Source organism: Streptomyces sp. NPDC005483, assembly GCF_040606035.1.
Classification (GTDB): Bacteria; Actinomycetota; Actinomycetes; order Streptomycetales; family Streptomycetaceae; genus Streptomyces.
Genome location: NZ_JBEXEA010000046.1, coordinates 1 through 13,719, shown reverse-complemented (window position 1 = coordinate 13,719; position 13,719 = coordinate 1). Strand labels below are relative to the sequence as shown.

The 13,719-nt window shown below is 67.7% G+C and carries 12 protein-coding genes, 1 tRNA gene and 3 pseudogenes; 8 read left to right on the top strand and 8 right to left on the bottom strand.

The features are described 5' to 3' along the window. Nucleotides 1–40 precede the first annotated feature (40 nt). From ABZT06_RS44350 to ABZT06_RS44320, 7 genes and pseudogenes are all read right to left on the bottom strand, one after another. Nucleotides 41–595 (bottom strand): hypothetical protein, encoded by a 555-nt coding sequence (locus ABZT06_RS44350; protein WP_355754164.1) that lies wholly within the window; start codon nucleotides 593–595, stop codon nucleotides 41–43. Then, complete coding sequence (locus tag ABZT06_RS44345) at nucleotides 592–1,617, bottom strand: glycosyltransferase family 2 protein (RefSeq protein ID WP_355754162.1); 1,026 nt, start codon at nucleotides 1,615–1,617, stop codon at nucleotides 592–594. The genes ABZT06_RS44350 and ABZT06_RS44345 overlap by 4 nt, the downstream gene beginning before the upstream one ends. A 361-nt stretch (nucleotides 1,618–1,978) precedes the next feature. After that, nucleotides 1,979–2,149, bottom strand: a pseudogene (locus tag ABZT06_RS44340) (IS630 family transposase); the annotation flags it as partial. 32 nt (nucleotides 2,150–2,181) lie between these two features. Continuing rightward, nucleotides 2,182–2,415: pseudogene (locus ABZT06_RS44335) on the bottom strand (ABC transporter ATP-binding protein); the annotation flags it as partial. A 565-nt stretch (nucleotides 2,416–2,980) separates the two neighbouring features. After that, nucleotides 2,981–3,055, bottom strand: a pseudogene (locus tag ABZT06_RS44330) (VOC family protein); the annotation flags it as partial. Nucleotides 3,056–3,102: 47 nt separating this feature from the next. Further along, complete coding sequence (locus ABZT06_RS44325; RefSeq protein WP_355754160.1) at nucleotides 3,103–3,660, bottom strand: GNAT family N-acetyltransferase; 558 nt, start codon at nucleotides 3,658–3,660, stop codon at nucleotides 3,103–3,105. Then, complete coding sequence (locus ABZT06_RS44320) at nucleotides 3,657–4,925, bottom strand: hypothetical protein (protein WP_355754158.1); 1,269 nt, start codon at nucleotides 4,923–4,925, stop codon at nucleotides 3,657–3,659. Before ABZT06_RS44320 ends, ABZT06_RS44325 begins: the two co-directional genes overlap by 4 nt. 239 nt (nucleotides 4,926–5,164) lie before the next feature. Here ABZT06_RS44320 and ABZT06_RS44315 point away from each other — a divergent pair, with 239 nt between their 5' ends. The 6 genes from ABZT06_RS44315 to ABZT06_RS44290 all read left to right on the top strand — a co-directional run bounded on the left by ABZT06_RS44315 (nucleotide 5,165) and on the right by ABZT06_RS44290 (nucleotide 11,251). Beyond that, nucleotides 5,165–5,662, top strand: coding sequence for a hypothetical protein (locus tag ABZT06_RS44315; RefSeq protein ID WP_355754156.1), 498 nt, complete (start codon nucleotides 5,165–5,167; stop codon nucleotides 5,660–5,662). Between the two features lie 119 nt (nucleotides 5,663–5,781). After that, entirely contained in the window at nucleotides 5,782–6,783 is a 1,002-nt protein-coding gene (locus ABZT06_RS44310; protein ID WP_355754154.1) for a hypothetical protein, read from the top strand. 110 nt (nucleotides 6,784–6,893) lie between these two features. Next, the gene (locus ABZT06_RS44305; protein WP_355754152.1) at nucleotides 6,894–8,387 is read left to right on the top strand and encodes an amino acid permease; all 1,494 of its coding nucleotides are present in this window, start codon (nucleotides 6,894–6,896) and stop codon (nucleotides 8,385–8,387) included. Next, nucleotides 8,387–9,748 carry a glutamine synthetase family protein gene (locus tag ABZT06_RS44300; RefSeq protein WP_355754149.1) on the top strand — a complete coding sequence of 454 codons (1,362 nt, stop codon included), beginning with the start codon at nucleotides 8,387–8,389 and terminating at the stop codon, nucleotides 9,746–9,748. Before ABZT06_RS44305 ends, ABZT06_RS44300 begins: the two co-directional genes overlap by 1 nt. A gap of 152 nt (nucleotides 9,749–9,900) precedes the next feature. Further along, the gene (locus ABZT06_RS44295; RefSeq protein WP_355754147.1) at nucleotides 9,901–10,362 is read left to right on the top strand and encodes a hypothetical protein; all 462 of its coding nucleotides are present in this window, start codon (nucleotides 9,901–9,903) and stop codon (nucleotides 10,360–10,362) included. Nucleotides 10,363–10,447: 85 nt separating this feature from the next. Further along, nucleotides 10,448–11,251 carry a phosphotransferase gene (locus ABZT06_RS44290; protein ID WP_355754145.1) on the top strand — a complete coding sequence of 268 codons (804 nt, stop codon included), beginning with the start codon at nucleotides 10,448–10,450 and terminating at the stop codon, nucleotides 11,249–11,251. An 80-nt stretch (nucleotides 11,252–11,331) separates the two neighbouring features. On the opposite strand, the gene ABZT06_RS44285 is transcribed toward ABZT06_RS44290, so the two are convergent. After that, nucleotides 11,332–11,583, bottom strand: a complete 252-nt coding sequence (locus ABZT06_RS44285) for a DNA-binding protein (protein WP_355754143.1) — start codon at nucleotides 11,581–11,583, stop codon at nucleotides 11,332–11,334. A 178-nt stretch (nucleotides 11,584–11,761) separates the two neighbouring features. On the opposite strand from ABZT06_RS44285, the gene ABZT06_RS44280 reads away from it, so the two are divergent. Next, complete coding sequence (locus ABZT06_RS44280) at nucleotides 11,762–13,411, top strand: site-specific integrase (protein WP_355754141.1); 1,650 nt, start codon at nucleotides 11,762–11,764, stop codon at nucleotides 13,409–13,411. Nucleotides 13,412–13,605: 194 nt separating this feature from the next. Further along, nucleotides 13,606–13,669: transfer RNA gene (locus ABZT06_RS44275), tRNA-OTHER, on the top strand. Nucleotides 13,670–13,719 lie beyond the last annotated feature (50 nt).

Sequence of the window (13,719 nt, the reverse complement as noted above, 5' to 3'; positions counted from 1 at the left end):
AGGGCGGACGCGTGCAGGGGGGGGGCGGACGAGGGCCCCGTCAGCGCAGATGCACCCGGAGGTGCTGCGGATGTCCCGGCAGCGTCACGTCGACCAGGTCCGCACGGCTCTTCCCCTTACCCTTCAGACGCAGCCGGACGTCGACGGCGATCAGGGCGCCCGGCTTGGTGGTCACCGTGTCTGTACCGGTGTCCAGCCGACGGCCCTCGGCGTCCTGGACCCAGGCTTTGACGGTGTGTCGGCCACCACTGTCACCGTGTTCGACGAACTGCAGCGGTACGACGAGTTCGTTGCCGTCGAACCACGGGTCCTTGCCGAAGGACAGCTCGATGTACGACTGCTGACGTTCCGTGAAGGAATCCCGCAGCACGGATCGGAAAGCCGGAACGGACCAGGCGGCGCCGCACAGTCCCAGCAGCACAAGCACGACGGCGATGCGGACAGCAAAGCCCCGGAAGGGCCCGTCCCCGCGCTCCCGCCACCCCTGCGCGGCCGAGCGGGACCGGCGGCCCAGCTCACGGTCGACGGCCTGCACAGCCCCGTCATCCGTCGCAGCCCACCGGTCCGGCTCGGGACCGTACGGCGTCGTGGTCACGCCATTTCCAGGGATGCCCCATTGGCGGTGCGCGGCGCCGGCAGGGAAGGCAGAGCCGTCTCGGCGTTCAACTCGTCCACCTCTGACGACCCGAACTCGGCGGACAGCGCCGCAGTAGTGTCGAACTCCTCCCCAACGTACCGCTCGGCCTGACGCGGGGTGTCGGCATCGACCTCGTCCAGCGCGGAGCCTCGCTCCGACAGGGGCGTCACCTTGAAGCTGAGCTGCTCCGCGGCGGACGCGGCCCGCTCTGCGGCATCGGCGGCCCGCTCCGCAGCGGCATTGGCGCGGGCCACTTCCGCCAGCGGGACCATCCGTGCGGGGGCCGTCCGGAGACGATTGTCCCGGAGTTTGTGCTCGAACAGCTGGCGGAAGTTGGCGACCCCGTCGGGCAGCGCGTTCAGCTTGACCTGACCGCCGCGTACCCGGTACTCGATGGGTACTTCCAGGCAGCGGAAGCCGGCCCGGGTCGCCGCGTTCTTTATCTCCTGTGAGAAGGCCATGCCGGGCGAGCGGACGTCGATCGCCTGCCACACATGGCGCTGGAAGATCCACATGCCCGACTGCGAGTCGCGCAGACCGTTGCGGAACAGGACCCGGCTCAGCGCGCTGAGCGCATGGTTGGCAACTGTGTGGGAAGGCTTCATCGCCTCCCGGTTCTCGATGCCGAGCCGGTTCGTGGTCATGAACTCTACGTTCCGGGCATCCATGATGTGCAGCAGGTGCGGCAGAGCGTCGAACGGGTACGTACAGTCGGCGTCACCCGTGGCAATGACGTCTCCGCCGGCCGCGTTGAACCCGGCCTGGTAGGCATTGCCGTAGCCCCGCAGGGACTGCGACACGACCTTGGCGCCCAACGATCGGGCCACCTCAGCGGTGTTGTCGGTGGAGGCGTTGTCGACGACGATGACCTCGACTTCCCAGCCCGCTTCTGCCAGATCTCGGCGCGGGATGGATGCCATGACCGTCGGCAGGTTCTCAGCCTCGTTCAGGGCAGGGATGACTACGGACAGATATCTCAAGGAATGCCCCCCAGAAATGGCGCAGATGTTCGATGGCGTCACGAGAACGGCGGGTCCCCGGCCCGCCCCCAGCGCGTGCGGCTCGCGTCTCCAGTGACGCGGGCCGCCTCTCGGCGCATTGGGACTCTCGGGTCCGTTATGGCATACATCTGTACGCCTAACGGATCGATGTCACCTTCAAGTACTTTGAAGTACCTTAACCGGCACTTACGGACCTTCCACAAGTACTTGACTCACTTGTTACCGAGGTCACTTGAGCGTCACATACGCGAAGAAGCCGGGGGTGGGCGACCGTTCCGAGGATCTCGACGTCGGTGTGGCTTCGTAGCCGCAGCAGCGGTCCTCGGTCGTGCCGTGGCCCCTACTGAACTTCTCGGGTTGTTGTCGGCTGCTGAGTGAGGGTCAGTCTGGTGCCGGCCAAGCACCCGTCGATGAGGTCAGGCCGGAGCTGGATATGGCGTAAGCCGCGGCGGAGGCTGTGCTCGAGGTGCTCGTCGTCGGTGAAGGCAACATTGGCCGACGGGCCGCGCCGGTGGCGGGCCAGCCCGCGAGCCCATGCGGTGATCATGACACCTCCTCGGGGGCGAGCAGCCGTCCGTCGCGCATGATGCGCCGGACGGTGAGCCGGGCGGCGACGGCCGGATCGTGGGTGGTGACGACGAGCGCAGCACCGGTGTGGCCGGCGGCCGTCAGCAGGGCGTCCAGGACGCGGGCGCCGGTGGCGCGGTCGAGGCGGCCGGTGGGTTCGTCGGCGAGGATCAGGCGAGGCGCCTGGGCCAGGACCCGGGCGGCGGCCACCCAAGCCGCAGCGCCCCGCACGCCTCCGCCGAGTACCACGTGAAACCCGCGGGAGGGTTCCGCGCGCTGCCGGGCAGCCACGGCCCGGGTGCTTACCTCATCGCCGTCACTGGCACCCCGATGACGATCACCACGGCCCACATCCCGGCTGCTCCCTCCACGATCCAGTAGCAGGGGCACCAGGCCGGCGTACCTGCACGGGCGCGCCTAGCCGAGCCGCGGCAGCCGCCGACGAGGCGTGTTGCCGAGCCCGTACCCCGACTGTTCGGCGTTCGTGGCGGTCAGCCGTGGTCGCGCAGCGGTCCCACGCCGTAACCCCGCTCCTGAGCTTGTCATTCAACCCTGGGTCATGGTCATCAGGGCACGCGACTGCCTCGGCCCAGGCAGAGTGGGGGGCATGGAGATTGGGAGCACAAGTTCGTGATCGTCAGTCCCCGGGAAGGCCACTCCATCTGGTCGGATGTCGATCAGACGCTTGAGCGACATGGCAGGGAGGGCTGGCAGCTTGTGAGCCATCATGGACACGACGGTGGGGCTAGAGGGCTGATGTGGTCGTTTACGTTCAATCGCACCAGAAGCGAGCGAGGCGCTCAGGTTCCGCGCAGTCAAAGGTGACTTGGAACTGTTTGATCGATGACATCGGCGCACCGTACCAAGGGGCGCTGTCGCTCATTTACCTGGCGGCAGTCAATCCTCCTGCTTAACGGAGCGCAGCATGACCGAGAAGACGGGCGAGTCAGGAAACGGCTTCTGGTCCCCCAACTTGCGGTAGCCCCATGCCTCGTAGACGGCTTGGACAGCGCCGTCGCCATTCGCCGGGTTGACGAGCAGGGTCACGCGCTCCTCTGCCCGATGGCTCAGCCAGGCCTCGTGGAGCTGCCAGGCGACGCTTCGTCCCCGCCACTGCTTGCGCACGACGATTTCGTTGAGTGCGACGGTGCGCTTCCCATCTTCGGCGGTGACGTCGGTCGGCAGAGGGGTGAGCATGTTGTTCCACCACTTGGTGTCTGGTGCCAGGGTCGTGCCGAAGCAGAAGCCAACGGTCTCGCCGTGCTCGTACCCGAGTACCGCTGTCCATCCGGGGCGCGATGCGTACGCAGATAGGCGCTCGTCAAAGCGCTCCACGTCGTAGAACGGGCCTGTGAGGCCGAAGTCGCGGTGGCGGACCTCGACATGCGTGTCGAGGATCTGCTGCCGGATCTCGGGGAGGTCCTCGGCGACATAGTGCTTTACGTCGACCGTCACGGTGTTTGATCTCCTTCGGCGTAGCGGTCGGCCCACTCGACCGCGATGCGGGAACCGGGGGCCAGGCGGGTCAGCCCCTGGTCGAACTGTTGCAGAAGTTTGCCGGTCCGCCCAGACGTCTTTTGCCCCGGTGCAGGCAGATACATTAGAGCTGTTGCGTATGCCTGCTCGGCTTCGCCCTGGGCGAGTTGGGCCAGGGCGAGGTTCAGCCCGTAGTACGTGCGGTTACGGCGGTACTCGGGACGGAGGCGGGCCAGCGTTCGGTGTAGGTGGGCCTCGCTGTCGGCGTGCCGCCCCATCCGGCCCATGACCAGAGCGGATAGACCGTCCAGTTCCGCGCGGTCGAAGAACGCCATCCAGGCCGCGCGCTCATCCTCAAGGTCGGCCCGTTGGTACGCCTTCTCGGCCGCGGCCAGGCTGCGCCGTGCCGGAGTGTCTTCCCCTAGCGCTGACTGGATGCCTGCCAGTCTGGCGCTTGCAAGAGAGCGGAATAGAGGGTCCTGTCGGCAGATGTGCTCGCGGGTCCCAGCTTCGGCTGCGGCCAGAGCGTCGTGCATCTGATGTTCCTGATACGAGAGAAGCGCCGCGTGTCCCCACAAACGCATCTGCATCTCGCTGCTTCCAGCCATGCCAGCCAGCTTCATCGCCTGATGGAGGTGGCCCAGGGCACGCTGAGGCTGCTGGGAGTCAACGGCTGCCCAGAGTGCCGTCCCGGTGAATGCGGCAGCGAGGTAGTACAGGCGTTGCCGGACCCGGGTCGCTGCCTGGCCGACGGCTTGTAGGTCGAGCGCGTGCTGAGCGTGGGCAAGGGCTCGGGTTTCGAGTCGGATGCTGGCGCCAGTCTCGTTGTCGTCGTGTACGAGCTCCACGAAGTTGCGTTCGAGGCGGTCTGCGTCGCTCATGCCGACCCGGCGGGAGCCGTTGGACGGCGCGGAGGGAAGCAGGGCGGCAGCCGTCAGGGAAGCCGTAGCGGTGGTGAAGGTGCGGCGCCGCACAGGGTCCTCCGATGGTGCTCGTTCTCGTCCGGCGGGAGGGATGAAGCCCAGTTCTTCCGCTGTGACACCGAATTCTTCTTCGAGGACGAGCCGCTGTCTTGTCTGTGGCCAACGGGTTTTTCCGGTCACCCAGTTCCTGACGTGGCGATCGGTCAGCTTCCCTAACTGGCCGGTCAGGGCGCCGATTCGCTGGTTTAGGCGGTCTGCTAACTCGCCTTGTGTCAGCCCAGCGCGTTCAATGCGCGCGGTCAGATGCGGGTTACCCGTCATGTCCTCACGGTAGAGCGATCCGTGCCTACGGCAGAGGCGGAAGGTAAAAATTTCCGGTTGGTCGCTTAGAGACCGCTCCCGCAATTACCTGTCAACGCCAGGTAGTTAAGCGGTTACCTCGGATGTGCGGACGCCTTCCCCAGCCGTAGGGCGAGGCTCCACGGTGACGAGAGAGCGGAGGTAGCCCGGTGAAAGGAGAGCTGCAACGAGCTGCGGCGGACGAGGTGGAGGGGGAACCCGTGGTGATGCTTAAGGAGCGGCAACTCGCCGTCTCCCAGTGGCTCCTGACCGCCGCAGATGACCGGGAAGTGGCGCGTTCCCAATGGGCTGACCAGGGCATCGCGCTCCTGTGCTGCGGCGGCGTCCTCTCCGCTATGCGCATCCCCGCCCGTCTGGTGTGGGCGGCGGCCAGGACGGATGACCTCAACGAGGTGGACGACTTCCTGCGCCGGTTCTTCAGTGGAGGCGCGGTGTTCATGGATCTCCACGCGCAGCTTTACTACGCCCTGGTAGGCGGGGCCACGCGATGGCCGTGGAGAGGACGGGACTTCCCCGAGGTGGGGCGCCTCGGCCGTGACACGTTCCTCGGCGTACCGGCGACCCACCTCACCGAGCCGCGCGGGCGCTCGTACTGGTGTGTCCCGATGGAGTCCCCCGGAGCCCTGACCTACATGGATGAGGTGGGGGATCTGTGCCACCGCGGGCGGGCGGCGCTGGCTGAAGTAGGTGCCTTGTGAACGGCGATGCCTTTGCCGCTGCGCCCACGCTCCCCCTCCCCGATGCCCCCATGCCTGACTCGTTAGCGACCAGCGCCATCCCCACACGCCGCGGAGAACCACGAGTGCCCTTACGTGACATGACCCTGATCGTCAGCCCGATCGGTGAGGACACAGACCTGCGGGCAGCACTGGAGGATCTAAAGCTGGGGCGCCACTCGGCCGCCCGTGACCTGTTGCACCGGACGGGTTCGCACTGGGCATTGCGTACGAGCCGCAGCCAGCTCCTCGCCGCCGGCGCGGGGGAGGCCGGTGTCTTCAAGGCATGGCGGGATGAGGAGCCAGACAGTCCGCACGCCTGCATGATGTGGGCGCGGGCGCTCACCCGGGCGGCCGTGGAGGCCTATCGCAAGGGTGAGCGTCAGCAGGTGGTGGGGCGTGCTGCGGCCCTGGCCCAGCAGGAGTGGCGGAGGCTGGACCAGCTGTGGCCGGAGTGTCCGGTGCGGTGGATCGGCCGCCTGCACCTCACCCAACTCTCGTACTCGGCCAACTACTTCGATCCCTATGCACAGAGGCGCCGGGTTCCGTGGGATCAGCTGGACGATCCCGCCATGCACTACCGGGGGCCGTGGCCGCTCCTGGACGAGGTCAACCGGCTCCACCCCGGCAACCGGGAGGGCCATCACCGCATGCGCGAGTACTTCCTGTACCGCGGCGGCGGGGCAGCGGCGGCCATGCAGTTCTCGGCCTGGCTCGTGTCCGGCAGGCTGTCGAATCCTGAGCTGCTCATGCTGCCTGTGTACTCGCTCCTGGACCTCTACCGGGAGCGGCACGGCGACGGCAGGGGCGGAGCGCTCCAGTTCTGGCAGACCGCGCAGGTGCGGCACTTCGCCTGCCGGGCCTACGACGAATGGTTCGCGCCTCTTCCGGCCACGGAATACCCGTGGCTGTCGATCTCCGATCTGAGCCATCTGGCTCATGCCCTGGTGGCCTGCGGAGAGGACGAGCGGGCCGCGTGCGTGTTCAAGGCGATGGGCCCCTACGCCCTGCCGCAGCCCTGGAAAGACGTCAACGCCAGCCTCGGCCGCTCTCGGGACTGGACAGACGCATTCCTCCGCATCCGCGCGTCCGTCTTGCGATAGCAGCGCCTGGCGCACAGCCGGGCACCGCCAGGTCGCAACGCGCTCCCGACCCATCCGTCTCCCCCTCTTCACCTGAAAGTGGATCTTTGGTGTCTCACAGAAGCGCTGCCATGACTGCACCAGCCAGTGACGATGACGTCCTGGCTGCCCTCGGGATCAAACCCGAGCTGTCCCGCAAGATGGGGCCCTTCGGGAACTTCGCGATCAGCTTCTCGGTCATCTGCATCCTGGCCGGCGGTATGAGCTTGTTCGGGTTCGGCCTGGGCCACGGCGGCCCGGTGGTCATGCTCGGCACGTGGATCGTCATCGGCTTCATGACGCTGCTGGTCGGCCTGTCCCTGGCCGATGTCGTCTCCGCCTACCCCACCAGCGGCGGCCCGTACTTCATGGCCGACAAGCTCGGCGGGGCCGGCTGGGGCTGGGTGACAGGGTGGCTGAACCTGCTGGGCCTGCTCGGTGCGATCGCCGGTATCGACTACGGGGCCGCCACCTTCGTCGGAGCCTTCGCGCAGATGCAGTGGGGCATCACCCCCACGGACGGCACCACGATGACCATCTTCGGGTGCATCCTGCTCCTGCACGGGCTGCTGAACTCGGCGGGGGTTCGCCTGGTCACCGTGCTGAACTCGATATCCGTGTGGTGGCAGCTGCTTGGCGTGGCCGTCATTGTCGGCGCCCTCACCATCGCCCCGGCCCAGCATCAGTCGGCGAGCTTCGTGTTCACGCACTTCCACAACGACTCCGGCTTCTCCAGCCCCTTCTACGTGTTTCTCATTGGCTCGTTGTTGGCCGGTTACACGTTCTGCGGCTACGACGCCTCCGCCCACGTGGCCGAGGAGACCAATGACGCCCAGACCTCCGCACCCAAGGGCATCGTCCGCTCCATCTGGGTCTCCTGGGCGGCCGGGTTCGTGCTCCTGGCTGGGCTGCTGTTCGCCATGCAGGGCTACGCGGCTACGCAGAACTCCGCGACTGGTGTGCCGCCCGCGCAGATCTTCCTCGACGTCCTCGGCGCATCCGGGGCCAAGGCGCTGCTCCTGGTCGTGATCGTCGCGATGCTGTTCTGCGGCAACGCGGAGGTCGCCGCGGCGAGCCGCATGGTCTACGCCTTCTCCCGCAGCAGGGCCCTGCCGGGCTGGCAGAGCTGGCGGATCGTGAATGACCGTACGAAGACGCCCACGCGTGCGGTGTGGTTCGTCATCGTCGTGCCGTTCGTGCTTGCCCTGCCGGCCCTGTGGTCGCCTGCCGCCTATGGCGCGATCACCGCGATCAACGCGGTCGGCATGACGCCGGCCTACGGCATCCCCGTTCTCCTCGCCCTGGTCAAGGGCCGCGACTACCGGCCCGGCCCGTGGAGCCTGGGGCGGTGGCGGCGGCCGGTCGGGTACGTCGCGGTCGTCTACGTCGTGGTCATCACCCTCGTGTTCTGCCTGCCGCAGTCCTCGCCGTTCACCGCCGACTCCTTCAACTACGCCGGGGTGACCCTGCTGGCCGCGCTGCTGCTGGCCTGGGGTACCTGGCTGACCCGTGGCAAGCAGCAGTACCAGCTCACCGCCGCCAGCGCGGCCCGGCCCGGCGAAGCCATGATCAGTGAGGGTTTCTGATGAACGCAGAGACCAACCGCACCGACGCCCCGTGGCCGACAGGACCGGTGACCCGGGAAACGCTTCAGCGCCTGCTGAAGGACCGCTCGGTTACCGACATCATGCTGGCCGTGCCGGACCTCCAGGGTCGGCTCCTCGGCAAGACTTTCAACGCCCCGGTGTTCCTGGAACGGATGACCGACGGGGCGGAGATGTGCTCCTACGTCCTGGCGACCGACGTCGATATGACACCTCTCGACGGCTTCGACTTCACCGGCTGGGAGCAGGGGTTCGGTGACTTCCTCGTCACCCCGGACCTGGACAACGTGCGGATGCTGCCGTACCGGCCCGGCACAGCCCTTGTGTTCGGTACGCCGGTCCACGACGACGGCACTCCCGTGGAGGTGGCACCCCGCCGCATGCTGGAAGCCCAGATCGAGCGGCTCCACGAACTGGGCTACGTGGTGAAGGCGGGGGTCGAGAGCGAGTTCGCGCTCTACACGGACGGGCCATCAGGCCGGACACCGGTGTGGGGTGAAAATCTCGACTACGGCCTCCACTACCCGCCCCAAGTCAGCGACGTCTTCCGCCACCTGGCCGATGCGATGAGCGACGTCGGCATCGTCCACGAGGCGATCAAAACGGAAAGCGCAGCAGGCCAAACCGAGGTGACGTTCGCCTACGGTGAGGCGCTGAAAGCATGCGACGACTACGCAGTCTTCCGTCACCTCATCCGCGACATCGCCGGGCGGCGCGGCATGGTCCCCGTGTTCATGGCCGCACCCGAGACCGGTGCCGGCAGCGGACTGCACCTGCACGTGTCGCTGTGGTCCGAGCGCGACGAGCCGGGATTCGCCCACCACCGGGGACAAGAGCTGCCGCCGCTGATGCTGCGGGCCGTTGCGGGACTGCTCTCCGCGCTGCCGCACATGGCCCCGCTGTATGCGCCCACCCTCAACTCCTACAAGCGCTTCCAGCCGCACTCTTTCGCCCCCGTCCGCTACAACTGGGGATTCGATCACCGCGGCTGCGCCATCCGTGTCACGGGGCACGGCGACGGCACCCACCTGGAGGTCCGCCTAGCCGGCGCCGACGCCAACGCGTACGTCGCCCTGGCCGCCTACCTCGCCGCGATGGCCCACGGCATCGAGGAGAAAGTGTCGCTGCGGCCAGCCTGCGACGGCGACGCCTACCAGGACCGGGCCTCCATCCCCCTCTACGCCGATCTGGCCGAGGCACTCCAGCACTTCGAGCACAGCACCATCGCCCAGTGCCTGCTCGGCAAGGACGTCGTGCGGCACTACGCCCATGCAGCGCGGGCCGAACTCGCCTGGTACCGCAAACACGTCTCGGACCTGGAGCGACTGCGCGGGATCCGATGAACTCCCTGCCGCCGGGTGTAACTCCCCCCTCGGCGGCAGGGGCAAGATCCTCGTTCCCCGACCGGACGGTGGTCGGGGAACGAGGGCCAGACCCTGCGCCTCAGCAGCGTAGGGATCAGACCATGCGCCACCAACTCGAGGAGGCACGAATCGTGACTGAGACCCAGCAGCGCACACTGACAGACGCGCGGGGCCTGATCAGCTCCGAGATGCGGGAGACCCTCGTCGCCAACATGTGCGACAAGTTCCCTCAACTGACCGAAGAGAAGGCGGACCGCGGTATCGGCCAGATGCTCGCCTTCCTGGCGGCCTGCGACTACAGCGGCAGGCCGCTCAGCCCCTCGCCGCTGGTGGACGACTTCTGGCACGCGTTCCTGCTCCACACCAAGGCCTACCGGGAGTTCTGCCAGGAGAACTTCAGCAGGTTCCTGGATCACCAGCCCGGCTTCCTCGACCGTGAGGAGCACGGGGGCGGCAAGGAACTCCGGGCCCGGACCGTGGACGCGATCACCCTCGCCGGATTCGAGATCGACATGGAGTTCTGGCCAGAGCTGGATCTCGCGGAATGCTCGCAGTGCCACGCGAACTGCTCGGACAGCCCGAACCATCCCTAGTTCCAGCGGCGGCCTCCGGCCTGTGTCACTCTGTGGCCAGACCGGGGGCCCTCCCGTTTCGATCAATCAACGCAGGAGGCCGCGGGTGGACCGCATCGCATGGCATGAACTGCCAGCAGCAACCCGAGCTGCCGTTGAGCGCTGCACGGGCCCAGTGGAGCGGGCCGACACCGCACCGCACGGCGTCATGTCGCGTCTGGCTTGCACGGTCCGCACGCAAGGAGGCCACACGTTCGTCAAGGGCACGCGCCGGGACGATCCGCAGGCGTGGGTCTACCGCCACGAGTTCCAGGTCACACGGAATGCGCCATGTGCCCCCCGCGCACTGTGGGACGTCGATGCTGGCGGATGGGCGCTGTACGGGTATGAGTACATCGAGGGCCGGTACCCCGACCTGGCGCCAGGTTCCGATGACCTCGCCCCCTTGGTGTACGCCCTGACCGTCGTGTCCGAGGCGCCATGGCCCGAGATGCTGAGCAAGAAGCCGCTTCACACCAGGTGGACCGAGTTTCTGCCCGAGGACGTGCCCCCTGGACTGCACGGTCGAGCGCTGGCCCACACGGACATGTCCCCGCACAACATGCTGATGACGGACAAGGGTGAGCTGCTGCTGTTGGACTGGGCCCTGGCATGCCCAGCTCCTGCATGGGCTGACGCCGCGCTGACGATTCCTCGGCTCATCGCGGCCGGTCACACCCCGGAGCAGGCCGAGGACATCGCCACGCAGGTTCCTACCTATCGTGCGGCCGACCCTGCGACGGTGACCGTCTTCGCGCGCACGGTCTACGCGGCGTGGGAGGACTGGGAGCGTACGCGCCCGATGCCTCACCGCGCCGCGCTTACTGCCGCGGCTCGCGACTGGGCAGCGTGCCGGCTGACCTTCGCGTGAAGTACGCATGCCAGCGGGCCCGGCCTGGGGGGAGGAGCCGGGCCCGCTGTTGGGGGATGGAGAGTGGTCTGTGGTCGGCGTCAGGCCGCTGGTGCCTGCTCGTTCGGCTGCTCGACGCCGAGGACGCGGCGGAGGTCGGCGGTGACAACGCGGAAGGCGCGACCGGCCCGAACGACCTGGCAGGGGAACTTGCCGGTCCGCGCGAGCTGGTAGGCCGTGGTGCGGCCGATACCGAATGCGCGGCCGGCGGTCTCGACGTTGACGGTCGCCGGGAGGGCGAGCAGGTCGCCGACGGTCAGCGCTTCCGCTCCGTGGCTTGTGTCTTCGGTCATGGCGCAGCTCCCCGTGCGTCTCCGGTTTTCATCACTGCGCATTTCTGCGCAGCACTGCGCAGTACGCTACGTGATTGGTTGATACGGCACAACACGACGACTTAGCGTGTGTGCGGCCTGTCGGGGCGTGGACGCGACCCGTGTGGGCGAGCACCCGACAAGCGCATAGGGAGGGACCATGGCCGGGGCACGACGTGCTGGCGGCATTACAAGGCGCTGCGAGTGCCGGGGGGAAGACCGTAAGCGGCTCGGGCAGGATTGCCCCCAGCTAGCGAAGCGCAACCACGGCACCTACCAGTTACGGCAGGAGTTGCCCGCCGCAGCGGACGGCACACGGCGCACATTCCGCCGGACCGGGTACGACAAGGTCACGGACGCACAGGGCGACCTCGACAAGGTCCGCGCGATCCTCGATCTCGCCGGCGACGACGAGCATTACGGGTATCAGGTCAGCGACTTGCTCGCGCAGGTCATGCGCGAGCGCGTGGCGATCCCCGACGTTGGCGAGGTGAAGCGGCGGCTCGCTGGGGGCGTCGCGCTGAACAGCGATATGACGGTCGGGGAGTGGCTCGACTCGTGGGCGGCGGCGAAGAAGACGAAGCGGCGCACGACGAGCGGCTACCAGTCGCACATCCGCGTACACCTGGGGCCCGGCGTCGGGCGCTACCGGCTCGACCGGTTCAACGTCGGCCACGCACAGGCGTTCTTCGACGCGATCGACGATCAGAACGAGGTCATCAGGGCCGAGAACGTCGAGCGGCGCGAGCAGGAAGCACGCTGCCGGTGGCGCCCCGGCACGAAGGGCGGCCGCCCGTCCCAGGAGGTGTCGGCGCGCTTGGCCGTCGAGCGCGAGCGGCTCGCCGTGATGCCCCCGTACCGGAAGGAAACGGGACCGGCGACGAAGCAACGGATCCGGGCGACGCTCCGGGCGGCGCTGAACGCCGCGATCCGGAAGCAGCTCATCACGTTCAACCCGGCCGAATGGGTCGAGCTGGAGTCGGGGAAGCGGCCGCAGGCCAAGCTGTGGACAGCGACGCACGTCGACCACTGGCGACGGACCGGCGAGAAGCCGAGCCCGGTCATGGTGTGGACACCCGAGCAGCTCGGGATGTTCCTCGACGAGGCCGAGTCGAGCCGGCTGTACGCCTTCTTCCATCTGATCGCGTTCCGTGGCCTGCGCCGCGGCGAGGGCGTCGGGCAGCCGTGGGTCTACGTCGACCTGGACGCCGGTCTCATCACCCCAGCCAAGACGCTCGTCGTCGACAACTGGGAGGTCTTCGAGGACGACCCGAAGACAGAGGAGTCGGCGACGACGATCGCGCTCGACTCCCTCAACGTCGGCGTGCTGCGCGAGCACCGCGCGCGGCAGCTCGCCGAGCGCGACGCGTGGAACCGGCACGCTGTCGAGGAGCGGCGCAAGGGGAAGGACGTCGCGGACTGGGTCGATACGGGGAAGGTCTTCACGGACATCGACGGGACGTGGCTGCACCCAGAGAAGGTCAGCGACGAGTTCCGCCGGATCCAGAAGCGGGCCGGGCTGCCGCCGATCAATCTCCGCGACCTGCGGCACCTCGCGGCGACGCTCGTGCACGCGGGTGGCGGCGACATTCACGCGGTGAAGGCGACGCTTCGGCACTCGACGATTCAGCTCACGTCGGACACGTACACCGCGCTCCTGGAGGAGACGGACCGGGAGATCGCGGAGAAGGCGGCGGGTCTGGTCCCGCGTGCTCGGCGGGCCTCCATCGTCGAGGCTGTGGAGCTTGGGGAGACGACGGACGACGGGCCGGGGGAGCAGGGCGGCGACGACGACCAGGCGGCGGCGTAGAGTGCCGGGCGAGCGCCGCGTCATCGCAGGTCGCGAGGGGTGTCTGCTCGCCCCGTACTCGCCCGTACGCACTGGAAGTCCCCGACAGAAGCCGTCACCAGTCATCACGACGGCAGGGTGCCGGGGGTGCAGAAAGGGCCGGTGACCTGCACTGTTCGACACCGGTTCGCACAGGCTGACAGTAGGTGTCACGAGGGGCGGCATCCGGGCAGCGGACTCATAATCCGTCGGCCGTGGGTTCGAGTCCCACCCGCCCCACCTGTGCAAGCCTCTGACCTGCGGAAACGTTCATTTTTTGGGGTCGGATC